Raw genomic sequence first — 26,517 nt, 5'->3', positions numbered from 1 at the left:
CTTATTAATTGTGGTGATTATGGAATATAAAGCATTAAGCATCCCGGATGTCGTTCTAATAACCCCCAAAGTCTTCGGCGACGAGCGAGGTTTCTTCCTCGAAACCTTTCGCCAAAGTGAGTTCGAAAAGTACTGCGGGCAGTACACGTTTGTGCAAGACAACCACAGTAAGTCCGCCAAAGGCATTCTGCGGGGACTGCATTACCAGCTGGAAAACCCTCAGGGCAAGTTGGTTCGGGTTACCTGCGGCGAAGTGTTTGATGTTGCCGTGGATATGCGCAAAAGCTCGCCAACGTTTGGCCAGTGGGTCGGTGTAATGCTCAGCGAAGACAATAAACAAATGCTATGGGTGCCGCCTGGTTTTGCTCATGCATTCTATGTGACCAGCGAAGAAGCCGAATTTCAGTACAAGTGCACGGATTACTATGCGCCAGGCAATGAGTGCTCCATTCGCTGGGATGATCCGGACCTCGGTATCGAATGGCCTCTGAAGACGGAGGCGCCAAAAGTATCTGAGAAGGACGGCAACGGTTTGTTTTTCAGGGACGCACCACACTTTGAGTGATGGGGTTAATTGCAGTCTATTGATGACGGTTAAGCTGTGATACCAACCCTATTGAAATGCGCCAGAGTTGCCCCTGAATGAATGCTTTTGCAATTGAGCCTTACCGCAACAATCGTTGGTATCTGATTGATGCTAACCTGCCTGCCGAAAGCCGTACTTTATGTGTTTGGGCTGTTATCCGTTTTGACACACACGAGTGCCGTATTCCGCTGCCGGCGAGCTTGAAAGGGCGCGTGTTTGAGTTGATACCGCGCCCGAAGGCCGAACACGAATTGGCGATAGAAGTGGAGGATGAGAGAGGGCCGTTATCAGCGGATGGCTTCACTCTTGGGGTATTATCCAACCTGGCGGGCTGGTACTGGCTTTGGCGTCGTATTTTGGGAAGCTTTCAAGGGCTGGATAAGCAAAAAGCCAAGCGCTTGAACCTTGGCTGGCGCGAGTTACTTTCTGAGCCGTTTCGCAGTTACCGTGCGCTGGGCTCTTTGCGCTATCACTTTCCCGCGCCTGAGTATGCTGAGTGGCGGGATCATTATTGGTCGTGTACGCGTGCGGTGAAACAGCGGCTGAGTCGGCATGTGAGTGGTATCAAGGCTGGCCAAGCTGCTGTTCCGGTGCTTATGGACGCACGCCAGACGCCAGGCCAGGCCGACGCGTCGATTAACGCGCAAATAGGGCTTCGAGCCGATGTTCGTGTGTGGACGAGCCTGCAAGATGATCTGCCACTTAATAGCCTGGACGGCTGGGTACTTTACAGTCAGCCGGGGCAGAAGCTGGAGCCTTGGGCGCTGGCGTGGTTTTTAACGGAGGCTTCAAGCCACCCTGACGCGGTCATGATCTATTCTGACCACGCGTTATTGACTGACGACGAAACACCCGTCGCACCACGCTTCAAACCGGATTGGTCGCCGGAGTTTCAGCGGGTAAGTCATTATATCGGGGATTGTTTGCTCGTTAAGGCCTCGGCATTGGCGGCCGTACGTGATTTATTGGGTTACGTGCCGAGTGCCTATGAGTTGGCGCTGGAAGTGGGTGCAAAAGCCAGTGAAGCCCAGATTCGGCATATTCCTGCTGTGCTCTGGCATCAGGCAGCTGACAGTTCCCAGGCGCACCCTGAACACCTGTTGGCACATTTACAACGCCACAACATCGACGCGCAGGTTGTACGCGATGCTCGTGATCATGTGCGTGTTCGCTACGGTTTACCCCCCAAACTGCCCAGAGTCAGCATTGTTATCCCGACCCGCGACATGCTGAATTTCTTGAAGCCATGCGTAGACAGTATTCTGCAAAAAACCACCTGGTCTGATTATGAAATATTGATTCTGGATAACCAGAGCCGTTGCCCGGACACGCTGGCCTATATAGAGGAAATCGCTGCTGATGCTCGGGTGCGGGTAGTGGCTTATGATCACCCGTTTAATTTTTCAGCGATTAATAATTTTGCGGTTGAGCATGCTGACGGCGAGCTGGTTTGCCTGTTAAACAATGACACGGAAGTGATCAGCTCGAATTGGCTGGAGGAAATGGCCTCCAGATTATTACAGCCTGGTGTGGGGGCTGTGGGTGCTCGGTTGTATTTCAGTGATGGCAGGGTTCAGCACGCCGGTGATGCTATTGGCCCGGGCGGCTGCGCTAATCACTTGCACGGTGTTATCGAGGCGGACGACCCAGGCTATATGAACCGTGCGGTTTTACCACAGGAGTTATCGGCCGTTACCGCCGCTTGCTTGCTGACCTATCGCTCCTTGTACCGTGAACTGGGCGGCTTGGATGAGCAGAATCTGGCGGTTGCTTTTAACGATGTGGATTTTTGCCTGCGGGTTCGTGAGGCGAGCTACCGGGTGGTCTATACGCCGTACGCTGAGCTTTATCACTACGAGTCGGTTTCCAGGGGTAAAGATGACGCCCCTGAAAAAAAGGCGCGAGCCAAACGAGAAGTGAATTATATGCGTGAGCGTTGGGCGGATGTGATCGAGCGGGACCCGTTCTACAACCCGAATCTGAATTACGCCAAACCGGATTTCACGCTGGGTAAATATCCACGTATCGATTGGCCATGGTGATGCTTGAATGAGCTGGCTTCTGGTAGAGCAGGGCGACAACCCAAGTAGCGACTATTTCGTAAAGCCCTGGCTGGCGAATGAGCCTCTGCGCGTTTGTGATCTTGGTGCCTCGGTCGATTCAATTGCAGCTGAGCCAGGCTTGAATCTGGTTTTTGTGCGTTATCTCACCCCTCAATGGCGGCGCTGGGTAGAGCGCCATCGCGCCTCTTTAGGGCGCCTTGCTTTTTTCATGGACGATGATCTTTTTGATTCGAACGCTCACCGGGAGTTGCCGCTTCGCTATCGCTGGAAAATCTACCGGCTAGCCCGGCGCCACAAGGCCTGGCTGCGGCGGATGAAGGTCGAGCTTTGGGTGTCTACGCAATGGCTGGCCGATAAGTATTGTGATTGGCAGCCGCGCGTATTGGCGCCGCAGTCTCCTTACGCTGAGTGCTTACCTCAAAAGACATTTTTTTATCATGGCTCTGCCTCGCACATGCAGGAGATTCGCTGGCTGTTGCCGGTGGTGGAAGAGGTGTTGCAGCGTGACCCTGCCTTCAGCTTTGAGCTGATCGGCAATGTTGAAATCCGCAAATTGTTTTCTCACCTGCCACGCGTGCATGTTCTGCAGCCCATGAGCTGGCCCGCCTATAAAGCTCTTGTGAACCGGCCCGGCCGCATTGTGGGCCTGGCACCCCTGTTGCCCGGCGCCTTTAACCAGGCCCGTTCAGCCACCAAGTTTTTTGACATCACCCAAGCGGGTGCGGTGGGCATTTATGCCGATCACGCGGTGTATCAGTCAATTGTTCAGCATGAGCGCAATGGCTTGTTGTTGCCGATGGATCAAAAGGCATGGGCCGACGCCATCGTGCGGCTGGGTAATGATGAGGTGCTCAGAGCGGGTTTAACCAGCGGGCGAGCCCCTAAAGTGACGGTTTGAAAAGAGTGTTTCCATCAAAACGGAAATACCAGCGGCGTAATCACCAACACCGCCGTTGAATAGGTCACGCTGACGGGTAAGCCAATCTTTAAAAAGTCGGTGATGCGGTAACGCCCGGGTGAATACACCATTAAGTGGGTTTGGTAGCCAAACGGGATTAAAAAGCAGGCGCTGGCGCCGTACGCCACGGCCATAACAAACGGCAGCGGGTCGGCGCCAAAGGCATTGGCGGTGCTCCAGGCGACCGGAAATGCCAGCGCCGCAGCGGCGTTATTGGTAATGGTTTCGGTGAGCATAAGCGTGAGTAAGTAGCAGCCAATGAACGCGGCATAAACACCGTAGCCACTGAACAGGCTCTGCATGCCGGTCGCTAATAAGCCTGCCGCACCTGAGTTTTCTAATGCTTGGGCAATGGCCAGCGCCGAGCCAATAATCAACCACAGTTCAAACGGAAAACGGCGGCGAAGTTCCGCCAGGCTGATCACTTTCATCAGCAGCAGCCCGCCCAGCAGTATCAGTAATCCGTGAAATAGTGGGAGCACATTTGCGGTGGCCAGGGCGATGACTGCGGCAAACCCGCCCACGGTGAACAGGCTTTCTTTGTTGCTCAGCTGCGGCCGGGTGAAACTGCCACTCAGTAGGTGGAAGTTGCGGTCCAGGTTGCGGTGCTGACGGAAGTCAGCGCTTACCGCGAGCAGTAAACAGTCACCTACGCGAAGCGGTATTTTCCCCAGCTGCCCCTCCAAGCGTTTTTCCCCTCGCCTTATACCCACCACCCCCGCGCTGAACATGCTACGAAAATCCACATCCTGCAGGGTTTTCCCTGGAAGCCCGGATTCGTGGGAAATCACCACTTCTACCAGGTTGGTTGAGAGGAGGTTATCGGCTTGATGGCCAAATAGCTGCAGCCCCGGGAAACGCTGCAGGGCTTGCACCTTGCCGACTTCTCCCGTGAATACCAGCGTGTCATTGGTTTGAAGTTGCTCATCCGGTGCGACCGGGCTGATCAGCCGCCCTTGCCGCTCTATTTCCATTAAATAAAGCCCGTTCAAGCTGCGTAGGCCGTTTTCTTCAATGCTTTTCCCGATCATGGGTGAGTCGGCTTTAAGGTCAGCCGCTAGAAAGTAGGCGAGCTTTTCGTGGGTGCCTTCCGGTTGGTGGTGCGGCAGGGAATTTGCGCGCCACATCAGTACGCACAGCGTCATCAACGCCACCGGTATCCCTACCAAACTGAATTGGAACATACCCAACTCGCTGCCACTGGCGCTTAAAGTAAACGAATTCACGACCAGGTTGGTGGACGTGCCCACCAGGGTAGTAATGCCGCCTAATATCGAGGCGTAAGAGAGCGGAATTAACAGCCGTGAGGGTGCGATATGCTGCTGGCGCGAAATAGCCCCCAGGAAAGCGGCCACTACTGCGGTGTTGTTCAAGAATGCGGACAGCAGCGCCGTACTGCCCATCAGCCGTGCCGTGGCAAGCCGCGGGTGGCCCTTCAACATATGGCGTGATAACCAGTCCAGCAGGGGCGAGCGTTCAAGGGCCAGCGATACCAACAGTAAGAGCAACAGCGTGGCAAGCGCCGGGTTGGTGTATTGAGCGAGCAAGGTTGAGGTGTCGACAAGCCCCAGTAATAGAAAAATACCGGCCAAGGTGACGAAGGCTATGGCGGGTTTTACACGCCCACTGACTAACAGCGCCAGCAAAAGCGCAATGGAAAATAGAACGGCCCAAGGGGTCATTGTGGGTCCTTACAAAACGTTAAATGCGAAGTTTACTTGCTGGATTTTACGCGAGCTTTTATGATGGTGTCTAATGGTTGTGTTTTTAGGGCGTCTTTATTTATTAAAAAATCACTAAATACAGTTGGTTAAATGCAATGTCGAGCATTAAACATTTATCGCCTGAACGTCTTAATGAGCGCCGCATGCAAGCCGTAAAGTTACGTTTGGACGGTTTTACGGTCGCGTTGGTGAGCCAGCAAACCGGGCTGTCCGCGCCTACGGTGTCAGCTGCATGGAAGGCATTCCGTGAGGGTGGTTGGGCGGCCGTACCAGTGCGCCCCCGTGGCCGTTTAAAAGGGCAGGCCAACGTATTGGATGTTTTTGTACAGCAGCGGCTTTGGGAGGTGCTCTATTCCGTGCCCACGGCTGAACAGCCAGGCTGGAGCAGCGCTGCACTTTCTGCTCTTTTATACGACGAGCACGGCGTTGAGTTAACGCAGCGCGCTATTGAGCACTGGTGGGAAAGCGAAGGCTTGAAGCATGAGGCTTGGCCATTACCTGCGTTGGCGAAGCAGCGCTCGCAGCTGGGGCGCTGGTATCGCCAGGCCGTTGCGCCGCTGTTTTTCAAGTTGGAGGAAGCCGGCCAGCTCTGGCAGGGCGGTGTACGCCGTGTGGCGCACCCTCAACGGCCGGTTTATCAGCTCTATTTGCACGGTTCGCGTGGGCGATTGTGGACGCGCTGTTTTAAGCACCCGCCTTTGGCACAGGATTATCTGGCCGCACTGCAAGCGCTGGGTCGTAAAGGGCCGGTCGCCTTGGTATTTCATGGTGCCTGGTTTTCATCCAGTCCGGACGTTACGGCCTGGTTAGCACAACAAACGATGTTTTGGTTAGTGCCGGTACCTGCTGATATTGGTTTGGTCAACTAGCACTTAGCACTTGAAAACACATTTTTCACCTAACGTTGGGGCAGATGATGACATCACTCACTCATTTACAGCGGCTTGAAGCGGAAAGTATTCAGATCATGCGCGAAGTGGTCGCCGAGACTGAAAACCCGGTCATGCTGTATTCCGTTGGCAAAGACTCTGCGGTCATGCTGCACCTGGCGCGCAAGGCGTTTGCGCCTGCGCCACCGCCGTTCCCGCTGATGCATATTGATACGCGCTGGAAGTTTCGGGCCATGTATGAGTTTCGCGACAAGATCGCGGACGAGATTGGTATGAAACTGCTGGTTCATATCAACCCGGAAGGCATCGAAAAAGACATCAATCCGTTTACCCATGGCTCGGCTCTTCATACCGATATCATGAAAACCGAGGGCCTGAAGCAGGCGCTGGATAAATACGGCTTTGATGCGGCTTTTGGCGGTGCTCGGCGCGATGAAGAGAAATCCCGGGCGAAAGAGCGCATTTTTTCGTTCCGCACGGCGCAGCATCGTTGGGATCCGAAAAACCAGCGCCCCGAGTTATGGAAGCTGTATAACACCCGCAAGCATGCGAAAGAGTCGATTCGCGTGTTTCCGATATCCAACTGGACCGAGTTGGATATATGGCAGTACATCTATTTGCAGAATATTCCGATCGTACCGCTGTACTACGCCGCCGAACGGCCAGTGGTTGAGCGTGATGGGTCGCTGATCATGGTGGATGACGCGCGCATGCCACTAGCGCCGGGTGAGGTGCCTATGATGCGTAAAGTTCGCTTCCGTACCCTGGGTTGTTACCCGCTGAGTGGCGCGATTGAGTCGGAAGCGGATACCCTGCCTGCCATTATTCAAGAAATGCTGCTGACCAAAACGTCGGAACGCCAGGGTCGAGTGATTGATAACGACAGCGCGGCCTCCATGGAGAAGAAAAAGCAAGAGGGGTATTTTTAATGTCTCATTCATCGGACCTGATTGCTGACGATATTGAGGGTTATCTGAAAGCCCACGAGCATAAAGGCTTGCTGCGTTTTATTACCTGCGGAAGTGTCGACGACGGCAAAAGTACCTTGATAGGGCGCTTGCTGTTTGAGTCTAAGTTGCTGTTTGAAGATCAATTAGCGGCTATCGAGGCGGACTCCAAAAAATACGGCACTCAGGGCGGCGAGATCGATTTTGCGCTGCTGGTGGATGGCTTGGCCGCTGAACGCGAGCAGGGCATTACCATTGACGTGGCGTACCGGTTCTTCTCGACCGAAAAGCGCAAGTTCATCGTGGCGGATACCCCAGGGCACGAGCAGTACACCCGCAACATGGTCACCGGGGCGTCCACTGCCGACGCCGCCATTTTACTGGTGGATGCGCGCCACGGCATTTTGACGCAAACCCGCCGCCATAGTTTTTTGATGTCGGTCATGGGCATGCGCCATTTGGTGGTGGCCATTAACAAGATGGATCTGGTCGACTACTCAAAAGCGCGTTTTGATGAAGTTGCTGAGGAGTACCGTACCTTTGCCAAACAGCTGGGCTTGGAGAACATCACGTTTATTCCCATGTCGGCCCTCAAAGGCGACAACATCATCGAGCACAGTGCCAAAATGCCCTGGTACCACGGCACCACGCTGTTGGGATATCTGGAGACGGTCGAGCTGGATGCGGAGCATCTTCAGCGCTCCCCCTTCCGTATGCCGGTGCAGTGGGTCAATCGCCCTAATCTGGATTTCCGCGGTTTTACCGGCATGCTGGCAAGCGGCGTGGTGCGCCCTGGTGACCCAATCCGCGTGCAGCCTTCTGGCAAGACCAGCACTGTCTCGCGGATCTATACGATGGACGGTGACTTACAAGAGGCCGTTGCCGGGCAGTCAATTACGCTGCTGCTGGAAGACGAAATCGACATTTCACGGGGCGATGTTATTTCAGGGGTAGATGATCCAGCCCACACGGCAGATCAGTTTGAAGCAACGCTGGTATGGATGCACGAAGCGCCGCTGTTGCCGGGCCGCCCTTACTTGATGAAGTTGGGTGCGCAAACGGTCTCGGCGTCCGTGACGGATATTAAATATCAGGTCAATGTGAATACCCTGGAACACACGGCGGCTAAGCAATTAGATCTGAACGGCATTGGTATCTGCACACTGAGCCTTAATCGTGCGGTGGCCTTTGATGCCTACAAAGACAACCAGGATACCGGTGGCTTTATCCTGATCGACCGTATGACGAACAACACGGTTGGCGCGGGCATGCTGCACTTCGCCTTGCGGCGTAGCCAGAATATTCATATCCAGCATGTGGATATTGACAAGCAGGCGCGAGCGCAGGCGAAAGGCCAGAAGCCAGCGCTGCTGTGGTTTACCGGGCTTTCCGGAGCGGGTAAGTCGACCATTGCTAACCTGGTCGAGAAAAAACTGTTTGCCCACGGCCAGCATACCTACTTGCTGGATGGCGATAATGTGCGCCATGGTTTGAATCGTGACTTAGGCTTTACCGACGCCGATCGCGTTGAAAACGTGCGTCGCGTGGCTGAAATGGCCAAGTTGATGGTGGATGCCGGGTTGATTGTGATATCGGCGTTTATTTCGCCATTTCGCAGCGAGCGCCAATTGGCGCGGGAGCTGTTAGACGAAGGCGAGTTCATCGAGATATTTGTCGATGCACCGCTGGAGGTTGTTGAGGCCCGTGACCCGAAAGGGCTCTACAAAAAGGCCCGCCGGGGGGAGCTTAAAAACTTCACTGGGATTGATTCCGTTTATGAGGTGCCTGAAGCGCCGGATGTTCACTTGAAAACATCTGACATGGATGTGGAAGCAGCCGCTGATGCCGTTATTGCAGCACTGCGTGAACGTGGAATGATCAACTAAACTGGAAGCTCCAGCTGCCAGGGTGTGGTGAGATTGGCCGCAACCTGGCAGCTTTTTTTATGAAAGGAATAGAACGATGGCTTTGATTGATCAAGCACTGTTGAGTGCCGTTGAGCGCATCGCTCTTGAGGCAGGCGATGCCATTATGAGCGTCTACGCCCGCGACTTCAGCGTTGAAGAGAAAGCGGACAAAAGCCCGTTAACTGAGGCCGATAAAGCAGCGCACAACGTTATTATGCGCGGTTTACAGGCGCTGCCGGTGCAAATCCCGATCCTCTCTGAAGAGGATGTCGAGGGCTTTGCAGGTGCCGACGCCGAAGGCCGCTATTGGTTGGTAGACCCGCTGGATGGCACTAAAGAGTTCATCAAGCGTAACGGCGAGTTCACCGTCAACATTGCCCTGATTGAGAACGGCAAATCGGTGTTGGGTGTGGTGACCGCTCCCGCGCTTAAGATTGGCTACGTGGCGGCGCAAGGGCTTGGCGCGTTTAAAATCGATGCCGATGGCCAACGCAAGGCGATTGCCGTCGCCGGCGAGCCTAAAGCGGGGGCAACATGGCGTGTGGTGGGCAGCCGTTCGCACCCAAGCCCTGATTTAGCCGCCTGGCTGGATAAACTGGGTGAGCACACCCTGCTGCCCATGGGAAGCTCGTTGAAGCTGTGCTTAATTGCCGAAGGTTGCGCCGATGCCTATCCGCGTTTAGGGCCCACATGCTTGTGGGACACCGGCGCTGCCCATGCGATAGTGACGCAAGCCGGTGGCCGGATAGAAACCCTGGAAGGCACACCGCTCAGCTACGCCAACCCCAATGAAAAGCTCAACCCTTATTTTGTAGTGTGGGGATGTTGAAAGGGGTAGGCTTCTGAGCATGGGTGTGGGGTATTTTGTTAACGGGCTCGGAAACACCCCCTGGCTGGACGCCTTCCTGGAGGCTGAAACCCGCCGTGTATCGGCTTTTGGGTCTGTTGCCGGTTTGGCTCAGATTGCAGGTTGGGGGCTAAAGCCTACCGCTGAGAAAGCACGGCGGTTTGCAGCGGCCAAAGGGTTGCCGTATCTGTCGCTGGAAGATGGCTTTCTGCGTTCGCTGGGCCTGGGTATAACGGGCTCGCCTTTGCATAGCCTGATCGTCGATCACAGCGGTATCTACTACGACGCCACCCGCCCGTCTGATCTTGAAACACGGATTGCCGAGCAGTCACTTAACGCCGACCAACAATCGCGCGCACGGGCCGGAATGGCGTTGCTGCAGCGTTATCGGCTGTCCAAGTACAACCACGCACCGGATTTTATCCCAGTGGGCCTGGAATCAACGGCTTCACGTGTGTTGGTAGTTGATCAGACGGCCGGTGATGCTTCCATCCTCTATGGTTTGGCGTCGCCTGAAGTGTTTGCCTCTATGCTGGATGCCGCAATTGCCGAGAACCCCGGTGCCGAGATTCTGGTGAAAGTGCACCCGGATGTGGTCGCCGGTAAAAAACAGGGGCACTTGTTGGAGCTGGCCCAGCGCAGAAGCTGTCGACTGGTGACTGAGGACATCAATCCATGGGCGTTGCTGGACCTGGTTGATCAAGTTTATGTGGTGACCAGTCAACTGGGTTTTGACGCGCTGCTGGCTGGCAAGCAGGTGCATTGTTTTGGTGTGCCGTTTTATGCCGGCTGGGGTTTGACGGAAGACCGTGTTCAATCCGCGCGCCGGGGCGTAAGCCGTAGCCTTGAAGCCGTTTTTCATGCCGCCTATCTGGATTACTGCCGTTATATCAATCCCTATACCGGGCAACGTTGTCGGTTCGAAGAGACAGTTGACCTGATCGCGGATCAAAAGCGGGTGCGCGACCGCTACGCCGGGCGTTGGGCTGCTCTGGATTTTGCGGGTTGGAAGCGGAACTTCATGGGCAAGTTTCTTGGGGCGAACGCGAGCCTTACCTGGCGTTCTTCTGGTCAAGCCATTCAGGAATCGCAGGTTTTGGTGTGGGCGTCCAGGCTGACGGCGAGTTTGGCTGAGCGTTGTTGCCAGGAACAAAAAGCGTTATGGCGCGTTGAGGATGGGTTTATCCGCTCCGCCGGCCTGGGAGTGGATCTGATTGAGCCGCTGTCACTGGTGATGGATTCGCGCGGTATCTATTACGATGCGACCCAGCCCAGTGATCTGGAAGTGATACTGAATCAGGCTGAGATAACGCCCGATGTGATCATGCGGGCGCAAAGGCTGCGCCATACGTTGGTAAACCAACGACTATCCAAATACAACGTGGGTGTGCAGGGCACCCTTGAGCTGCCTTCCGATAAGACAATCATTCTGGTACCGGGGCAGGTAGAGACCGATGCCTCCATCCGCACCGGTTGCCCCGGCCTGCGCACAAACCTTGAACTGTTGAAAGCCGTTCGGCAGGCACGCCCCTATGGTTTCATTATTTATAAGCCCCACCCGGATGTCGTTTCTGGCGCGCGTGTCGGCGGCCTGGAGGGGCATGAGTATGTCGACCTGGAAGTGCGCGATATCGCCATGCCAGACCTGCTGGAGCAAGTTGATGAAGTTCACACGCTCACCTCGCTCACCGGTTTTGAAGCATTGATACGTGGACTGCCGGTTGTGACCTGGGGCCTGCCGTTTTACGCCGGATGGGGCCTGACCCAAGACCAGCTCAGTTGCCCCCGGCGCACCCGCCGGCGAACACTGGACGAGCTGGTATCAGCGGCGCTGATTCTTTACCCGGTGTACGTGGACCCTTCAACGGGCGACCCGGTGAATGCAGAAACCGCCGTCGAAATATTGGCCAGGCAGCGACAAAAGCCGGGGAAACTGCCGCTGAGATCGCATATTTGGCGGAGGATTCGAAAGCGGGTTTAGCCAGGCGGGACACGAGTCCCTAAGGCTCCTGATCTTCGTCATTATCCTGATCAATATCGTTGGCTTGTTTCTGGTCGACATTCGAGAGCTGACATTGAGTGGTACGCGTGATTTGCGTATTCCAATTACCAAATTGATCGAACGTGTTTGTACGCTCGGATTCGTTCGTCTACTGTAACCAACGGTACGTTGAAGTGTCTGGCGAGCGCGGTGATCATTCGGTCGGCAGGGTCTTTGTGGAAGTCACCCGGCAAGCGAGTTGATTCAACACCTACGACCTCATCAACTGGCACAAACCGCACTCCTTCAATCTCGCTGACAGTCTCTAACCAATCATCGAGATTCATTCCCAGGGTCAGTCGGTCGCGCCCAACAAGCAAAGCAATCTCCCATGCTGATATAGCGGACACCAGAATGATTCCATCCTCATTCTGCTGCTCGTGCTCTATGGCGGCCTTGGCGTTCGGAGAAAGCTGACTATCACCATTTACCCACCATATTAAGGTGTGCGTATCGAGAGCGATCAAACCAGCGCCTCCCAGTCATCCTCTGCTACCGGCTCGGTCGGATTCCGAAACTCCAAAACACTGCCGCGCAGCCGCTCAAGTGGCGAGCGCTGGTCATTCCGATAGCGTCGAATCTCTACTGTTGGCTGGCCGCGATCTGTGATCACGAGTGACCCGCCAGATGTTTCTATCTTCCTGAAATACTCAAGGGCTTTTGCCTTAAACTGAGATTTCGTTACGTGTTCTTGGTTCATTGTCACACCATAGTCATTGGCTATAGTCATCACTATATATCGATATAGTGACTACCGCAAGGGATCACTTGTAATTAGGCACTTTTACGCTTGATCAAATAGAACGGAATGCCGCCTTAATTCTTGGCAAATCGGGATCTATGCACTCCCGGCTCATGTCAGGGTTCGTATGCCCAAGTACGAGCTGAATAAGCTGTGACTTTACGCAGAATTAGTACCTTTCGTGGGCTATAGTTTGGGTTGGTGTGGTTTTGTAATATAAATTTATTTTACAACTCTCAAATCTGGTCTTTTTACTTCGCTTGGCGTTGATTTTTCATTGCTCACCACATGCATTCCTAAACCCAGGCCAAAGGTTAAATTCTTTAACTCATCAACGGGCCAGCCAAGTTGATTTAGCACTACCTTTTGGCTGATATTCTTATTGTGCAGCGTGTGAAATACTTTCGCTATTAAAAGGGAACTTTCGCGCTTTGCAATGCCCTCCGGCTCATGGGTACGATATCCCAGCCTGGATAGCTGAATACTTAATTGGCGGTAATGCCAATCACTGGAAAACTTCAAATCATAGGAGCGCCGCACCAGTGCCGCGAGCGACACCTTCCAGTGTTTTTTTTGCTGGATCAGTTGGTGTAATGTTGGCGATGGGCGCAGAATGCTTTTCACACTAGCTTCGGGCATTAAAAAAGCAGATGCAAACTGGTTGGCTTGCTTCTCTGCTTCTGGCCCGTGGTTTTGAGCATATTTATGCATAACTAAATGCCCCAGTTCGTGCGCGGCATCAAAGCGGCTACGTTCGGGAGACTTCATAGTGTTGAGTAATATATAGGGCGTATGATCTTCCCAAAATGAGAAGGCATCCACTTCCAAACAGTTCTCCGCTAAGGAATAAACACGAGCGCCTTTTGACTCCAGTAAGTGCACCATATTATTGATGGATAATTCACCAAGCCTCCACGTTTGACGTAGGCTTGCTGCCGCATCAGCTGGGTCAATATAATCAGTGGTCTCAAGAGCAGGAACTTGCAGTTCAGGTAAGGTGAAGTGCTCATCTAGCCATTGGGTGAACTCTTTTGCCAGCTTGCCTGCGGCAATAGCAGAATTTTTGTTTTTTACACTTAACTTGCTCATGGCGCGAAAGCTAACGGCTTCCTGTTCCAAAGCAGGAAGTTCTTCCCTTAAGAAAAATGACAAAGGATAACCAAGTGCTTTGGCTAATTTTCCCATGCTGGCATCGGTAGGTTCCAAGCCAGGCACCGCGTTCTCATAGTTGGATATGGTCTTGCTGGTTAATTCGGAGTTTTTTGCCAATCCAGCCATCGTCATACCACGGCGCTCACGAGCAAGACGCAAACGTTCAGGGTTATACATCATCATCATCATGGCTCATTCGATGTTGAAGTCGATATCATCGGTAAACTGAGTTTCAGAGTTCGGCTGGCTTTCAATATTTAAGCCCATTAAATCAAGCATGATCCGATCTGAAAACGAGTTTATGCGACCTTTATTATCGTAGGTTGATGGCCGTGATAGCTCTGCCTTAACGCGATATTCACCATCAGCTATCTTTTGGGAATAATGCATAAGTATCCAGACATCACGTTCTTTTCCGTCTATTTCTAATTGTAGCTTTCCACGATTTATTTTTAAGCTGTCTGACTCTTCAAAGAGCTCCTCGTTCTGTGGAAGTTCATTTTGTGACAATCCGAAAAGTGCTAATGTCACACCTCCTTTTTTTCGTGCAGAGTGAGGATCCTGGGTAGTTTTACCAGTATTTTCATCGCCCTTACACACGGCAATGGCCACCGTGTCATTGAGAACAAGCTCAATGTTTTGATGTGTGTGCGGCTTAAAGCCTTTTACTACTAATATGTCACGTAGTTGCTTTATCAAATTTGAATAGAATGTCGATCCTGCATAGCCTTTTGTGCTGTGAGCTGTTTCATCGGCTCTTGACAGGTTTGCAGCAGAAATTGCCTGTTGAAAATCCTCTTGAGTAAGTTTGCCTAATTGCTGAAGCTGATTTCCAACCTCGTGAGGATTATCAATAACTTGTGTTTGTAAGGCTGAATTTCCATCACTGGTTTGGGGCATCGCTGGGAGCTCCGCTATGATTTCCGATTATCTTACCTCATTTGAGGTGAAAAAAAAGGAAAATAGCTTTCGAGCAATACGTCGGGCTAAATTGGAGGTCACTCCATTCGTCTCAGAGCTTGATGTCCTAGTAGGATCCAAGGAGTATCCCATGATCGTACAGACGCAGACCGACCGCCAGCAACTTGACCGCATGTTGCGGCGCAAAGAAGTAGAGCAGATCACCGCCCGCAGCCGAAGCGCAATATATGAAGGTATGGCCGCTGGAACTTTTCCCAGATCCGTCAAAATTGGAGCACGCGCCGTTGCTTAGCCGGAGTCGGTAATTCGCAAATGGATTGCTGAGCGGATGGAGGAGGGCAAGGTATGAAAAAGTAAGCGCCCGTCGCCACATCACACTGTTTATAAAAAAATGGACAAGTGTGATGTGCTCGCTCTGAACGGTCACATATTGGTGACACGGCGTGATGGCGGCATGCCAAATACAAAAAAGCCACTCGGCTTTCGCTCTAAGTAGCTCATTTTGTTGGGAATTCTGGTAGGACCAGGCAGATTTGAACTGCCGACCTCTGCCATGTCAAGGCAGCGCTCTAACCAACTGAGCTATGGTCCTGTTTTGCAACGCAGCGAAATATACTGATTCGGCTGCGATGCGTCAACTCTTTATTGGCTTAGGCTATAAGCCCTTTTTGTAGATGTTTTCATACACATAATTGGTCGCCTCTACAAAACCATCAATGCTGCCGCAGTCAAAACGCCGGCCTTTGAATTGGTAGGCCAGCACACAGCCGGTTTTGGCTTGTTCCAGCAGGGCGTCTGTAATTTGCACTTCACCGTTCTTACCAGCCGGCGTGCGCTCCAGAATGTCGAAAATATCCGGTGTCAGAATGTAACGGCCGATGATGGCCATATTGCTGGGCGCGTCTTCCGGTGCGGGTTTTTCCACCATGTCCGTTACCCGGAACAGGCCGTCTTTCATGCACTCGCCAGCAATCACGCCGTACTTGTGGGTTTCGTCGGCCGGTACTTCTTCAATGGCCACAATCGAGCAGCGGAACTGGCTGTAAAGCTTGACCATCTGCGCCAGCACGCCGTCTTCGCCATCAGGTCCCACGCAGAAGTCGTCCGCCAGCACCACGGCGAAAGGGTTGTCGCCCACCAGGTTGCGCCCGGTCAGAATCGCATGGCCCAGGCCCTTCATTTCGCTTTGACGGGTAAAGGCGAAGCTATTGTTGTCAATCAAATCGCGGATAGAGGTCAGCAGTCCCTCTTTGCCAGAGCCGGCAATCTGGTGCTCCAGCTCGTAGCTAATGTCAAAATGATCTTCAATGGCGCGCTTGCCGCGACCGGTCACAAACCCGAACTCATGAATGCCGGCAGCTGATGCCTCTTCAACACCGTACTGAACCAGCGGTTTGTTGACGATGGGCAGAATTTCTTTCGGCATGGCCTTGGTGGCCGGTAAAAAACGGGTGCCGTAGCCGGCAACGGGAAACAGGCATTTTTTGATCATTTCGGAATCCTTCAGAAGATCGGTATCGGCGGAGTTTACCCAGGTTAATGTAAAAAATGCAGTGCCCGTCAAAGAATTCATCCCACGATTAGCTTACCGTAACTTACCTGCAAGAGCTGGCAGATTTGGCGCAATGGGCTGAATCTTAAAAAGTTATTTAATACTGCTTAGTAAAGCATTGAAAAATTAGATTATTACACTTTTCAATTTTGAGAATTCAGGCTGGTCACAGGGATGTTCTTAGCTTATGGTTGCCCGATACTTTTTTTAACCTGCAGTCTCTGTTCCGACTGCTTAATATTGCGGAATTGTTTGTGCTATCGCTTCGTCTGATGTTCGCTTTTATCATCGTTTTAGCCAGCACCTGCGTACTGGCCCGTCCTGCCGCCGCCGCAGGGCTGTGGCCCGCACTGTCTGTCACGGGTAGCAGCACGTTATCGGATGATGAAATGAACGGCTCACTGGGTGTCAGCGCCGACGGCCTGATGTTCCGCGAACATTTACTGGGCGTGGTTTTTGACCGCAACAGCCGGGCCCGCGAAGGCGCCCGACGTGAATCGCTGTTCGCTAGCTACAGTTTCCCCTTGCACGGCAATTACTTTGCATTAAGCACTCGTAACAATAGCCGTTACGGCGATCAGGTTTCCGACACACTGCGCAAGCAAGTGCATGTGATATCGGACGAAACCAACTTTTCGGCACAGCGGGCACTTTTCGGCTGGCAGGGGTTGAAATTCGACAGCGTTCTGAGTCATCGCACCCGCGAAAGTCGTCGCATGTTGCAGGGCGAGTGGGATGAAACCACCTCTGCACAAACATCGTCGTTGGGGGTGAGTGGTAAGCGCGGGTTAATACAGCTTTACGGGTGGGATGCCGCAACTATGGTCACCTTCGCCCGCGGGCTAAGCATTAATAGCCGGAAGGCACCCACCCAGGCTGACTACCGGGATTCTGAAAATTTTTATAAGCTGCTTTTGGATGGCTCCCTCGGCCGCGAACTGAGCGACTGGCACCTGGGGTTAAGCGGGCGCTACCAGGCTGGCACCGATCAACTGCCTGCCGCAGAGCAGATCCGCGTTGCCGGCTCACAGTTGCTTGAGGGGTTCGCCGGCAACTCCCACACGGCTGCATCCGGTGGCTGGCTTCGAATAGACGCCGATACGCCGGATTTTAACGTTCCTTTTATCACGGGCGTTCGCGCCGGAGCGCGGTTGTCGTTACTGCGAGGCTGGGCTGACGTTCACAGCACCCGGTACGATCAATATCTGAACGCCGACGCCGGTGAACTCTCACTGCAACTCAGAACCCGCTACATGAGCGCAAGCACCTCAATTGGCCGGGTACTGGGCGATTCTCCCCTGCTACCCGATGCAGGCAACTCGCCAAACTTCCGCTTATCCCTTACGGTCGATATCTGACACCCTAAATCCGCTCGGAATTGTCCTGTTTTGGTTCGTGGACAGCATCTTACATCGCTGTCACTTAGAGCGAGTCAACACCATGATGTTGTATAGTCATAACAAATCGAATTGAACTCAGGAAATACCAACCATGCTTGCAAAGACAACCCGTGCCGTGAACGGGTGCGTTGTCGTATTTTGCCTAGGCGCCAGTGCTCCGGTCTGGAGCTTTGGTTTTGTCGATGTCACCGAAAAAGCCCAGGCGCTGGCGCAAACACCATACAAAGCACCCGTCGCGGTTCCCGATTTTTTAACCGCATTGCCTTACGACCGCTACCAGTCAATCCGCTTCAAACCCGAAGCCAATCTATGGCGTCAGCCGGCCAGTGAGGGCGAAAAGCACTTTGAAGTCATGATGGTGCCCGCAGGCAGCGTATATCGGCACTCCGTAACCCTGAACGAAGTGGATCTAGAGGGCGTAGAACCGCTGATTTTTAATCGCGATAACTTTACCTATCCGTCCCCCGATCTGGCCAAGCGTATCCCCGCCGATTTGGGTTACGCGGGCTTTCGGCTGACCTGGCCGTTACAAGCATCGTCCGCAATCAAAAGTCCGGAGCGCCAGGGCAACCAGTTCCTGGTGTTCGCTGGCGCCAGTTATTTTCGCGGTGTTGGGGCCGATAACGGTTTCGGCCTGTCAGCCCGCGGCCTGGCCATAGACACAGGCTTACCCTCCGGCGAGGAGTTTCCGGCGTTCACCGAGTTTTGGCTGGAGCGGCCTGGCACCAACTCAGGCACCATGACCGTTTACGCGCTGCTCGACAGCCCCAGCGCCACCGGTGCCTACCGTTTCGTGATCACCCCGGATACGGCCACTGGCATTGAAGTCAGCGCCCGCCTTTTTGCCCGTAGCAATATCGACCAGATTGGCCTGGCACCGTTAACCTCCATGTTCTATTTCGGCGAGAACACCCGCCAGCCAGCGGGGGAGTGGCGGCCTCAGGTTCACGACTCTGACGGCCTGCTGATACAGGATGAAAAATCCGCTGAACTGACCGAGTGGGTGTGGCGGCCATTGCTGAACCCCATCAGTCTGAGGATGAACTATTTCCAAGTGACGAATCTGAAAGGGTTCGGGCTGATGCAGCGCGATACCCGCTTTGATGATTTTTCAGACGCAGAAGCGCACTACGAAAAGCGTCCAAGCGCCTGGATCGACAATACCGACGATTGGGGCGCGGGCGAAGTTGTGCTGGTGGAAATTCCCACATCCTCAGAAGCCAACGACAACATTGTGGCCTTTTGGAAACCGCGTCAGAAAGTCGGGCAGGGCGCAGAACTGAGTTTCCAATATCGCCTTAGATTTGGCGAACATACCGCATTCGACGGTGGTATTGGCCGCGTTGTGGATACCTGGGTAGGTGCTGGCCGGAACAACGCTGCTGTCCCCGATGAAAATAATCGCAACCTGGACGGTACTTGGCGGGTAATCGTCGATTTTGAGGGCGAAACCCTCAACGTCGCCGATGTTCCGATTGTCAGTGAAGCGGGCACCAGCGACAACGCCGAAATAATGGAACACTTTGTAGAGCACCTGCCAGAGCAGGGCATCTGGCGCCTGTCAATGCTTGTTAAACCCGCGCCCAATAACGACACACCCCTGAGAGCGCGATTGTTGGCAGGCCCGAACGCGGTGTCTGAAACCTGGCTGTACCAGCTGCCAGCCTTAACCCAGGCGAGGGAATAAACGTGGAGCAGCTACCGTGCCAGAAGGCACTGGACCGGGTAATAGCCTACCTTCGCGGCAGCGGAATTCACCCGGGTGTCAATGAATGCCGCACTGCTCTTGAGTTGGTCGGTCACGCTCTGCAGCAGGCCCCTGATGGCGATTATATAAGCCTGGTTATGGAACTGCTGCCCCAGTATTTCGAATTGCGACAACCAAAGTTGACGCTTGAAGCCGGGCCAGAGCTGCTCAGGGGAAGCATGGGTTATGAGTGATCTGGCCCCCAAAAAACTCTGGCGCTGGCGCACCGTTGCCAGAATAAGGCGCAGCTTGCTGGCGCTGCTGGTATTCGGCCAAACCGCCGTGGCCAGCTATTACCTGTTGTGGATCATGCCTTACCACGGTGGCACCCCGTTGGAAATCGGCCTGCTGGTGTTGTTTGCCTTGCTCTATGCCTGGATTGCCGTGGGTTTCTGGACCGCGGTGGTCGGATTTGTGTTACGGCTGACGGGTGGCGATAAGCACTCATTGCTGAACCGCTACAGCAGCGATGACCTGGAACACACCCCGCTGGTCAAAACCGCCATTGTGCTGCCCGTGTACCATGAACCGGTGCACTGGACGTTTAGCGGGCTGAAAGCGGTGTATCAAGAGCTAGAGCGCAACGGCCAGATTGAATACTTTGAATTTTTCATCTTGTCAGACAGCCGCAACCCGGAAATATGGCTGGAAGAACAGGCAAAATGGCATCAGTTATGTGACGAGCTGGGCGCCAACGGCCGGCTGTTTTACCGCCGCCGCAACGTTAACCTGAACTTTAAAAGCGGCAACGTCGCCGATTTCCTGCGGCGCTGGGGCCGGCTTTTCAAATACATGGTGGTGTTAGACGCCGACAGCTTGATGAGCGGGCGCACAATTGTGCGAATGGTTCAGTTGATGGAGCTCGAGCCACAGGTCGGCATCCTGCAAACAAACCCCTCCATCATCAACGGCCAGTCGCTGTTTGCCCGTCTGCAACAGTTTGGCAACCGCCTGTATTCTTCGCTCTTTGCGACCGGCCTTGCCGCCGTGCAAATGGGCCACGCCGCTTTTTGGGGCCACAACGCCATACTGCGGGTAGAGCCGTTTATGCAGCACTGCGGCTTGCGCAAATTGCGCGGTTTTGGCGTGTTTAAAGGGCCAATCATGAGCCACGATTTTGTCGAGGCGGCCTATATCGGCCGTGCCGGTTACGAAGTCTGGCTGGAGCCCGGTTTGGGCGAAAGTTTTGAAGAGTCACCCCCCACGCTGGCGGATGAACTGTCACGAGACAACCGCTGGGCCAAAGGCAACTTGCAGCACCTGTGGATTCTGTGCTTTGGCCGCCGTATCCGCCTGGCGCACCGCATGGCGTTTCTCAACGGCATAATGGCCTACGTGGCCTCGCCCTTGTGGCTGGCGTTCCTGGCGTTAACCACCGTGGCCGCCGCGCAATTAACGCTGTCGCCCATCGAATATTTTCCGGCAGGCCACGAAGGGCTCTTCCCGCTGTGGCCAGAATGGCGGCCAGAGTGGGCGCTTACCCTGGCCCTTAGCACCCTGGCCTTGCTGTTCGTGCCAAAATTTCTGGCCATTATCGACGCCATCATTCACGGCCTGGCCAAAGGTTTCGGTGGCCCTTTGCGGCTGTTTTTAAGCGTGTGGGTCGAAATTGTATTCTCGGTGTTGCTGGCACCCATTCGCATGCTGGCCCACAGCCGCTTCGTCATCGCGTCTTTGTTAAACGTTTCCTTAAGCTGGGCGGGGCAAAACCGCACGGAAGAAACCGGCTGGCGCGAAGCCTTAATTACCCATCTGCCGGGGTTCGTGATTGGCGGAAGCTGGGCGGTGTTCGCCTGGTGGCTGGATGTCAGCTTTTTCATCTGGTCGCTGCCCGTGGCCGTGCCTTTAATACTCGCGGGGCCCACCTCGGTGCTGCTCAGCCGGGTCACGGTGGGCCAAGCCATACGCCGCGCCGGGTTGCTACTGATTCCTGAAGAGCTCGTAGCGCTGCCGGTGCTGGAAAATGCCGCTGAAAATCGCGCCCAGCCGGCCAGCTCCTGGAGCCTTGGCCACTTTGAGCAGGCTGTTCTGGTGCCGCTGGTTCACCAGCAACAACTGGCGCTGGCCCGGCCAGATCGCCATTCCGGGCGTGCCGAAAGGCTTAGCGGTCTGGTGGACCAATGCATCCATACCGGCCCGGCGGGACTGAACAAGAAACAGATCAGCGAATTATGCGAAGACAGAGTGGCCCTGGCCGAGCTTCATCGCCGCGCCTGGATTGCGCCAACGGGTAGCTATTGGGGCCAGGCGATTGCCCGTCTTTAACAACAGAATATTGACCAACAACTGACAACCTACCACACCGATTTGTGAGGTTTAATAATGCGCCGTCGCTCTCTTCTCAAAGCCGTATCCGCTGCTACTGTTCTGGGCGCCTTACCCATGCCGGCCTGGCTGCAGGCGGGCGAAGTGACTCGCAGCAAAAAACGCGGCGGGTCTTTTGATTACGCCTGGCTCAAAGGCCACGCCCGCAATCTGGCCAGCAAGGCCTACCAACCGCAAATCAACGGCGTTCCCGCAAGCCTGAGCAACCTGAGCTGGGATGATTATCAGTCCATCCGCTTCAAGCCCCAGGATGCGCTCTGGCGCAGCGACGATTTGTTGTTTCAGGTGCAGCTTTTCCATCTTGGCCTGTACTTCAAAAAGCCGGTGCAGATATTCGAAGTAGAGGGCGGTGTCGCCCGGGTTCTGGAATATCGCCAGAGCAACTTCGACTACAGTGGCAAAGAGTCACTGGGTAATCTGCAACCCAATCTTGGTTACGCCGGCTTTCGCCTGCATTTTTACACCAATTTCCAGTTAGATCTGGCGTCTTTTCTGGGCGCCAGTTACTTCCGTGCGGTGGGCGAATCCATGCAGTACGGTTTGTCTGCCCGCGGTCTGGCCGTAGACACGGGCATGAACCGGGAAGAAGAATTCCCCGATTTCACCACCTTCTGGCTCGAAAAACCGGCCCCCGGTCAGGACTTCGTCACCGTCTGGGCCTTGCTGGATTCTCCCAGCGTGACCGGCGCCTATGCCTTCCGGATTCAGCCCGGGCAAAATACCGTGATGGATGTAGATGTAGCGCTCTACCCACGCAAAGCCATCGAGCGGGTAGGCATTGCGCCGCTAACCAGCATGTATCAGGTGGGCGAGAACGACCGCCGCATGGCCTACGACTGGCGCCCGGAAATTCACGATTCAGATGGCCTGGCGATTCAAAACGGCAACAACGAATGGCTGTGGCGGCCATTGATGAACCCCCGCAACGTTCATGTCAGCAGTTTTGTTGACAATAATCTGAAAGGCTTTGGCCTGTTACAGCGTGATCGGAACTTCGAGCACTACCAAGACGACGGTGTGTTCTACAACCGCCGGCCAAGCGTCTGGGTCGCGCCAAAAGGCGATTGGGGCCCAGGGCAGGTCATGCTCACTGAAATCCCCACCGGAAACGAAACATTCGACAATATCGTGGCCTTCTGGAATCCGCAAAAGCCCTTGGCCGCCGGCGAAGAACACTTGTTTTCCTACACTCTGACCTGGGGTGAACAGCCACCGGTGCAGCCAGAAAAATTGGCGCAGGTGCAAGCTACCCGCACCGGTCTGGGCGGCATTATAGGGCAGGAGAGGGACGTATTTTCCTGGCGTTTTGCCATCGATTTCGGCGGCGGTGGCTTGAGCATGTTGGGTGTCGATGCCGAACTGGAAGCCGCCATCACAACCAGCAGTGGCCAGGTAGAGATAGCGTCTGTGCGCCCTTTGGACTCGGTTAAAGGCTACCGCGCAATGTTTGATCTGGTGCCCGGTGAATCGGGCGCTCCCATCGACATCCGTTTGCAGTTGATGCTCAGCGGGCAACCGGTCTCTGAAGTGTGGCTTTACCAGTACACGCCGCCACCGGCTTAAGAACAAGCCCGGTTTCTGGAATTGTAATACGTCAGATATAACGTCTTATACTGAAGGATTGTTGACAATCCGTAGAATGGCGCGTAATTTCGCACCATCACCTACAGGATTGTTAACAAAGTATGTTGGAACTTGTCCCTCAAGCCTATACCCGCGCTGATGAAGCCTTCGATTGTCTGCAAACGGCGATTGTCAAAGGCGACCTGACCCCGGGCGAAAAAATTGGCGAAGTTGAACTCTGCTCCCGCTTTAACTTAACCCGCGGGCCGCTGCGCGAAGCGCTGGGCCGCCTGGAATCCCGCGGCTTGCTGGTACGCCGCCCCCACGCCGGGGTGAAAGTGGTTTCCGTAAGCGCCGACGAATTAATAGAGCTCTATCGCATACGCGAACTCATGGAGGGCCTGGCCGCACGACAAGCCGCCGAACGCATGACAGACGCCGAAATAGCCGCCTTGCGCGCCACCCTCGACACCCATGAAACCATGATCGAACAAGCCCAGGGCCAGGCTTACTACCAGGCCGAGGGCGACTACGATTTTCATCACCGCATCGCCACCGGCAGTCGCAACACCAAGCTAACCCAAATGCTGCTGGGCGACCTGTACTACATGGTGCGCATGTACCGCTACCGTTTAAGCACATCCTCCGGGCGCCCGCACATGGCCTTGGGCGAGCATCGCAACATTGTCGATGCCATTGCCAATCGGGATGGCGAACTGGCGGAATTTCTGATGAAACGCCACATTCACGCAGCACGAAAAAACATTGAACAAAAAATCCGCGACGGCGAACTGACTATCTAACCAGTCAGCAAACCATCGTCATCTTTATCCAAAGGAGGCAACATCATGTCCAGCAAACTTTCCCCGGGCGCGCGTTTTCGTAAAGCCCTGAACGACAACAAGCCCCTGCAGATTGTTGGCACCATCAATGCCTACGCGGCCATGATGGCCGAGCGGGTAGGGCACCAGGCTATTTACCTGTCTGGTGGCGGTGTTGCAAACGCCTCCTACGGCCTGCCAGACCTTGGCATGACCAGCCTGAACGACGTACTTGAAGACGTGCGCCGCATCACCGGCGCCACGGATATCCCGCTGCTGGTAGACATAGACACCGGTTGGGGTGGCGCATTCAACATTGGCCGTACTATTCAGCAAATGGAAAAAGCCGGTGCCGCCGCCGTTCACCTTGAAGATCAGGTTGCCCAGAAACGTTGCGGTCATCGCCCGAACAAAGAAATTGTCTCCAAAGAAGAAATGGTAGACCGCATCAAAGCGGCCGTTGACGCCCGCGCCGACAAAGACTTCTTCATCATGGCCCGTACCGATTCGTTCCAGAAAGAAGGCCTGGAAGCGGCCATCAATCGCGCCAAAGCTTATATAGAAGCCGGCGCCGACGGCATCTTCGCTGAAGCCGTAAACGAGCTGGAACACTACAAAGCCTTCTCCGCCGCCCTGGGCGATGTGCCGCTGCTGGCCAACATCACCGAATTTGGCGCTACGCCGCTGTACAATCGCAAAGAGCTTGGTGATGCCGGTGCCAGCATGGTGCTTTACCCGCTAAGTGCCTTCCGTGCCATGAACAAAGCCGCTGTAACGGTTTACCAGAACATTCTGGAGAAGGGCGACCAGAAAGACGTTATCGACCTCATGCAAACCCGCATGGAGCTTTACGACTACCTGAACTACCACGATTTTGAACAGAAGCTTGACCAGCTTTTCCAGCAGACCAAAGACTGAGATAGGGGAGTAGGGGACAGACCTAAGGTCTGTCCCTGGTTCATAGGGGACGGATTTCAAATCCGTCCCCGGTCTAACAAATAAGGGACAGATTTCAAATCTGTCCCTGGTTTTAAGGGAGAGCATCCATGGCTGAAGCAAAAAAATTAAGTGGCGCAGGACTGCGTGGACAAGTTGCCGGTGAAACCGCACTGTGCACCGTTGGTTTAACCGGAACCGGCCTGACCTATTGCGGCTACGACATTAGCGACCTGGCAGACAACGCCCAGTTCGAAGAAGTGGCCTACCTGCTGCTGCAAGGCAAACTGCCCAACCAGCAGGAACTGGACGCCTACAAAGCCAAGCTGAAAAGCCTGCGTAGCCTGCCAGACGCACTGAAAACCGTGCTGGAAAATATTCCTAAAGACGCTCATCCGATGGACGTGATGCGCACCGGCTGCTCCATGCTGGGCAACCTGGAAACCGAGCAAAACTTCAGCGAGCAAGACGACAAAATCGACCGCCTGCTGGCCGCGTTCCCGGGCATCATCAACTACTGGTACAGCTTTGCCCACAAAGGCGTGCGCATCGACACCACCGGTACCTGCGACTCCATCGGCGGTCATTTCCTAGAGTTGCTGCACGGCAAAAAACCCAGTGAGCTGCACGAACGGGTCATGAACGTCTCCCTGATTCTGTACGCCGAGCACGAATTCAACGCGTCTACCTTCGCGGCCCGCGTATGCGCTTCAACCCTGTCTGACATCCACAGCTGCGTAACCGGCGCCATCGGCACCCTGCGTGGCCCGCTACACGGTGGCGCCAACGAAGCAGCGATGGAACTGATCCAGAAATTCAAAACCCCGGAAGAAGCCGAAGAAGGCCTAATGGGCATGCTCCAGCGCAAAGAAAAAATCATGGGCTTCGGTCACGCGGTTTACAGTGTTTCCGACCCGCGCAACGTGATCATCAAGAAGTGGTCCGAAAAACTGTCGAAAGAAGTGAACGATACCGTGCTGTATCCGGTGTCTGTGCGCTGTGAAGAAGTCATGTGGCGCGAGAAGAAACTGTTCTGCAACGCCGACTTCTTCCATGCCTCTACTTACCACTTCATGGGCATCCCCACCGAACTGTTTACCCCAATCTTTGTGATGTCGCGGGTATCCGGCTGGACAGCGCACGTTAAAGAACAACGCGCCAACAACCGCATCATCCGTCCAAGCGCCGAATACACCGGCCCCGATCACGCCGAATGGCTACCGATCGAAAAGCGCTAAAACCGGAGCTGACAAAGGGCGGGGGCAGATTTCAAATCCGTCCTCCATTGCCCAAGACGGGACCGGGGACAGATTTCAAATCTGTCCCCTATTACCCTACTACCGCCAGACCGGGGACGGATTTCAAATCCGTCCCCTATCTCGAGGTCAGCCGGGG

23 protein-coding genes and 1 tRNA gene are annotated in these 26,517 nt (G+C 54.4%); 17 read left to right on the top strand and 7 right to left on the bottom strand.

Annotated features, from left to right (window positions below; all coding sequences use genetic code 11):
- Window positions 1–19 precede the first annotated feature (19 nt).
- The 3 genes from rfbC (at window position 20) to ATI45_RS06370 (ending at window position 3,547) form a co-directional block, all read left to right on the top strand.
- A complete protein-coding gene (gene rfbC, locus ATI45_RS06380) occupies window positions 20–565 on the top strand; it encodes a dTDP-4-dehydrorhamnose 3,5-epimerase (protein ID WP_098418752.1) in 546 nt (181 codons plus the stop codon).
- A 77-nt stretch (window positions 566–642) separates the two neighbouring features.
- Window positions 643–2,628: a glycosyltransferase family 2 protein gene (locus tag ATI45_RS06375; protein WP_098418751.1), complete on the top strand. Its 1,986-nt coding sequence runs from the start codon at window positions 643–645 to the stop codon at window positions 2,626–2,628.
- A 7-nt stretch (window positions 2,629–2,635) separates the two neighbouring features.
- On the top strand, window positions 2,636–3,547 hold the full coding sequence (locus ATI45_RS06370; RefSeq protein ID WP_098418750.1) for a hypothetical protein: 912 nt from the start codon (window positions 2,636–2,638) through the stop codon (window positions 3,545–3,547).
- A gap of 14 nt (window positions 3,548–3,561) precedes the next feature.
- Here ATI45_RS06370 and ATI45_RS06365 read toward each other — a convergent pair whose 3' ends face one another.
- Window positions 3,562–5,289 carry an SLC13 family permease gene (locus ATI45_RS06365; RefSeq protein WP_098418749.1) on the bottom strand — a complete coding sequence of 576 codons (1,728 nt, stop codon included), beginning with the start codon at window positions 5,287–5,289 and terminating at the stop codon, window positions 3,562–3,564.
- A 185-nt stretch (window positions 5,290–5,474) separates the two neighbouring features.
- On the opposite strand from ATI45_RS06365, the gene ATI45_RS06360 reads away from it, so the two are divergent.
- From ATI45_RS06360 to ATI45_RS06340, 5 genes are all read left to right on the top strand, one after another.
- Window positions 5,475–6,200 (top strand): helix-turn-helix domain-containing protein, encoded by a 726-nt coding sequence (locus ATI45_RS06360; RefSeq protein WP_098418748.1) that lies wholly within the window; start codon window positions 5,475–5,477, stop codon window positions 6,198–6,200.
- A 44-nt stretch (window positions 6,201–6,244) separates the two neighbouring features.
- Window positions 6,245–7,150, top strand: coding sequence for a sulfate adenylyltransferase subunit CysD (gene cysD / locus ATI45_RS06355; protein ID WP_323807636.1), 906 nt, complete (start codon window positions 6,245–6,247; stop codon window positions 7,148–7,150).
- A complete protein-coding gene (gene cysN, locus ATI45_RS06350; RefSeq protein WP_098418746.1) occupies window positions 7,150–9,054 on the top strand; it encodes a sulfate adenylyltransferase subunit CysN in 1,905 nt (634 codons plus the stop codon). Before cysD ends, cysN begins: the two co-directional genes overlap by 1 nt.
- Before the next feature lie 76 nt (window positions 9,055–9,130).
- Window positions 9,131–9,904 carry a 3'(2'),5'-bisphosphate nucleotidase CysQ gene (gene cysQ / locus ATI45_RS06345; RefSeq protein ID WP_098418745.1) on the top strand — a complete coding sequence of 258 codons (774 nt, stop codon included), beginning with the start codon at window positions 9,131–9,133 and terminating at the stop codon, window positions 9,902–9,904.
- Window positions 9,905–9,923: 19 nt separating this feature from the next.
- Window positions 9,924–11,903: a capsular polysaccharide biosynthesis protein gene (locus tag ATI45_RS06340; RefSeq protein ID WP_098418744.1), complete on the top strand. Its 1,980-nt coding sequence runs from the start codon at window positions 9,924–9,926 to the stop codon at window positions 11,901–11,903.
- Window positions 11,904–12,028: 125 nt separating this feature from the next.
- On the opposite strand, the gene ATI45_RS06335 is transcribed toward ATI45_RS06340, so the two are convergent.
- From ATI45_RS06335 to ATI45_RS06320, 4 genes are all read right to left on the bottom strand, one after another.
- Window positions 12,029–12,430, bottom strand: a complete 402-nt coding sequence (locus tag ATI45_RS06335; RefSeq protein ID WP_098418743.1) for a type II toxin-antitoxin system VapC family toxin — start codon at window positions 12,428–12,430, stop codon at window positions 12,029–12,031.
- Complete coding sequence (locus tag ATI45_RS06330; RefSeq protein ID WP_098418742.1) at window positions 12,427–12,663, bottom strand: type II toxin-antitoxin system Phd/YefM family antitoxin; 237 nt, start codon at window positions 12,661–12,663, stop codon at window positions 12,427–12,429. Before ATI45_RS06330 ends, ATI45_RS06335 begins: the two co-directional genes overlap by 4 nt.
- A 264-nt stretch (window positions 12,664–12,927) precedes the next feature.
- The gene (locus tag ATI45_RS06325; RefSeq protein ID WP_218926119.1) at window positions 12,928–14,046 is read right to left on the bottom strand and encodes a helix-turn-helix domain-containing protein; all 1,119 of its coding nucleotides are present in this window, start codon (window positions 14,044–14,046) and stop codon (window positions 12,928–12,930) included.
- Window positions 14,047–14,049: 3 nt separating this feature from the next.
- Window positions 14,050–14,757, bottom strand: coding sequence for a hypothetical protein (locus tag ATI45_RS06320; RefSeq protein ID WP_098418741.1), 708 nt, complete (start codon window positions 14,755–14,757; stop codon window positions 14,050–14,052).
- 151 nt (window positions 14,758–14,908) lie between these two features.
- Here ATI45_RS06320 and ATI45_RS06315 point away from each other — a divergent pair, with 151 nt between their 5' ends.
- Window positions 14,909–15,070: a helix-turn-helix transcriptional regulator gene (locus ATI45_RS06315; protein WP_098418740.1), complete on the top strand. Its 162-nt coding sequence runs from the start codon at window positions 14,909–14,911 to the stop codon at window positions 15,068–15,070.
- Window positions 15,071–15,293: 223 nt separating this feature from the next.
- Here the strand turns inward: ATI45_RS06315 and ATI45_RS06310 are convergent.
- Both ATI45_RS06310 and galU read right to left on the bottom strand, forming a co-directional pair.
- Window positions 15,294–15,370, bottom strand: a tRNA-Val gene (locus ATI45_RS06310).
- A 63-nt stretch (window positions 15,371–15,433) separates the two neighbouring features.
- Complete coding sequence (gene galU / locus ATI45_RS06305) at window positions 15,434–16,270, bottom strand: UTP--glucose-1-phosphate uridylyltransferase GalU (RefSeq protein WP_098421668.1); 837 nt, start codon at window positions 16,268–16,270, stop codon at window positions 15,434–15,436.
- A 314-nt stretch (window positions 16,271–16,584) separates the two neighbouring features.
- On the opposite strand from galU, the gene ATI45_RS06300 reads away from it, so the two are divergent.
- The 8 genes from ATI45_RS06300 (at window position 16,585) to prpC (ending at window position 26,360) form a co-directional block, all read left to right on the top strand.
- Window positions 16,585–17,688, top strand: coding sequence for a ShlB/FhaC/HecB family hemolysin secretion/activation protein (locus tag ATI45_RS06300; protein ID WP_143751138.1), 1,104 nt, complete (start codon window positions 16,585–16,587; stop codon window positions 17,686–17,688).
- A 133-nt stretch (window positions 17,689–17,821) separates the two neighbouring features.
- Window positions 17,822–19,417, top strand: coding sequence for a glucan biosynthesis protein G (locus ATI45_RS06295; RefSeq protein ID WP_098418738.1), 1,596 nt, complete (start codon window positions 17,822–17,824; stop codon window positions 19,415–19,417).
- 2 nt (window positions 19,418–19,419) lie between these two features.
- The gene (locus ATI45_RS06290) at window positions 19,420–19,671 is read left to right on the top strand and encodes a hypothetical protein (protein ID WP_098418737.1); all 252 of its coding nucleotides are present in this window, start codon (window positions 19,420–19,422) and stop codon (window positions 19,669–19,671) included.
- Window positions 19,664–21,742, top strand: coding sequence for a glucans biosynthesis glucosyltransferase MdoH (mdoH, locus tag ATI45_RS06285; RefSeq protein ID WP_098418736.1), 2,079 nt, complete (start codon window positions 19,664–19,666; stop codon window positions 21,740–21,742). The genes ATI45_RS06290 and mdoH overlap by 8 nt, the downstream gene beginning before the upstream one ends.
- A 57-nt stretch (window positions 21,743–21,799) precedes the next feature.
- Window positions 21,800–23,365, top strand: a complete 1,566-nt coding sequence (locus tag ATI45_RS06280) for a glucan biosynthesis protein (RefSeq protein ID WP_218926118.1) — start codon at window positions 21,800–21,802, stop codon at window positions 23,363–23,365.
- A 122-nt stretch (window positions 23,366–23,487) separates the two neighbouring features.
- Window positions 23,488–24,168, top strand: coding sequence for a GntR family transcriptional regulator (locus ATI45_RS06275; RefSeq protein WP_098418735.1), 681 nt, complete (start codon window positions 23,488–23,490; stop codon window positions 24,166–24,168).
- A 45-nt stretch (window positions 24,169–24,213) separates the two neighbouring features.
- On the top strand, window positions 24,214–25,104 hold the full coding sequence (prpB, locus tag ATI45_RS06270) for a methylisocitrate lyase (protein WP_098418734.1): 891 nt from the start codon (window positions 24,214–24,216) through the stop codon (window positions 25,102–25,104).
- A gap of 128 nt (window positions 25,105–25,232) precedes the next feature.
- Window positions 25,233–26,360 (top strand): bifunctional 2-methylcitrate synthase/citrate synthase, encoded by a 1,128-nt coding sequence (gene prpC, locus ATI45_RS06265; RefSeq protein ID WP_098418733.1) that lies wholly within the window; start codon window positions 25,233–25,235, stop codon window positions 26,358–26,360.
- Window positions 26,361–26,517: the final 157 nt, after the last annotated feature.

The organism is Marinobacter sp. LV10MA510-1 (assembly GCF_002563885.1).
Classification (GTDB): Bacteria; Pseudomonadota; Gammaproteobacteria; order Pseudomonadales; family Oleiphilaceae; genus Marinobacter.
This window is presented reverse-complemented; position numbering and strand designations above follow the sequence as displayed.

Coding starts and splice junctions, on each gene's coding strand:
- rfbC (WP_098418752.1), top strand. CDS start 20: ATGGAATATAAAGCATTAAGCATCCCGGATGTCGTTCTAATAACCCCC.
- ATI45_RS06375 (WP_098418751.1), top strand. CDS start 643: ATGAATGCTTTTGCAATTGAGCCTTACCGCAACAATCGTTGGTATCTG.
- ATI45_RS06370 (WP_098418750.1), top strand. CDS start 2,636: ATGAGCTGGCTTCTGGTAGAGCAGGGCGACAACCCAAGTAGCGACTAT.
- ATI45_RS06365 (WP_098418749.1), bottom strand. CDS start 5,289: ATGACCCCTTGGGCCGTTCTATTTTCCATTGCGCTTTTGCTGGCGCTG.
- ATI45_RS06360 (WP_098418748.1), top strand. CDS start 5,475: ATGCAAGCCGTAAAGTTACGTTTGGACGGTTTTACGGTCGCGTTGGTG.
- cysD (WP_323807636.1), top strand. CDS start 6,245: ATGATGACATCACTCACTCATTTACAGCGGCTTGAAGCGGAAAGTATT.
- cysN (WP_098418746.1), top strand. CDS start 7,150: ATGTCTCATTCATCGGACCTGATTGCTGACGATATTGAGGGTTATCTG.
- cysQ (WP_098418745.1), top strand. CDS start 9,131: ATGGCTTTGATTGATCAAGCACTGTTGAGTGCCGTTGAGCGCATCGCT.
- ATI45_RS06340 (WP_098418744.1), top strand. CDS start 9,924: ATGGGTGTGGGGTATTTTGTTAACGGGCTCGGAAACACCCCCTGGCTG.
- ATI45_RS06330 (WP_098418742.1), bottom strand. CDS start 12,663: ATGAACCAAGAACACGTAACGAAATCTCAGTTTAAGGCAAAAGCCCTT.
- ATI45_RS06325 (WP_218926119.1), bottom strand. CDS start 14,046: ATGATGATGATGATGTATAACCCTGAACGTTTGCGTCTTGCTCGTGAG.
- ATI45_RS06320 (WP_098418741.1), bottom strand. CDS start 14,757: ATGCCCCAAACCAGTGATGGAAATTCAGCCTTACAAACACAAGTTATT.
- ATI45_RS06315 (WP_098418740.1), top strand. CDS start 14,909: ATGATCGTACAGACGCAGACCGACCGCCAGCAACTTGACCGCATGTTG.
- galU (WP_098421668.1), bottom strand. CDS start 16,270: ATGATCAAAAAATGCCTGTTTCCCGTTGCCGGCTACGGCACCCGTTTT.
- ATI45_RS06295 (WP_098418738.1), top strand. CDS start 17,822: ATGCTTGCAAAGACAACCCGTGCCGTGAACGGGTGCGTTGTCGTATTT.
- mdoH (WP_098418736.1), top strand. CDS start 19,664: ATGAGTGATCTGGCCCCCAAAAAACTCTGGCGCTGGCGCACCGTTGCC.
- ATI45_RS06280 (WP_218926118.1), top strand. CDS start 21,800: ATGCGCCGTCGCTCTCTTCTCAAAGCCGTATCCGCTGCTACTGTTCTG.
- ATI45_RS06275 (WP_098418735.1), top strand. CDS start 23,488: ATGTTGGAACTTGTCCCTCAAGCCTATACCCGCGCTGATGAAGCCTTC.
- prpB (WP_098418734.1), top strand. CDS start 24,214: ATGTCCAGCAAACTTTCCCCGGGCGCGCGTTTTCGTAAAGCCCTGAAC.
- prpC (WP_098418733.1), top strand. CDS start 25,233: ATGGCTGAAGCAAAAAAATTAAGTGGCGCAGGACTGCGTGGACAAGTT.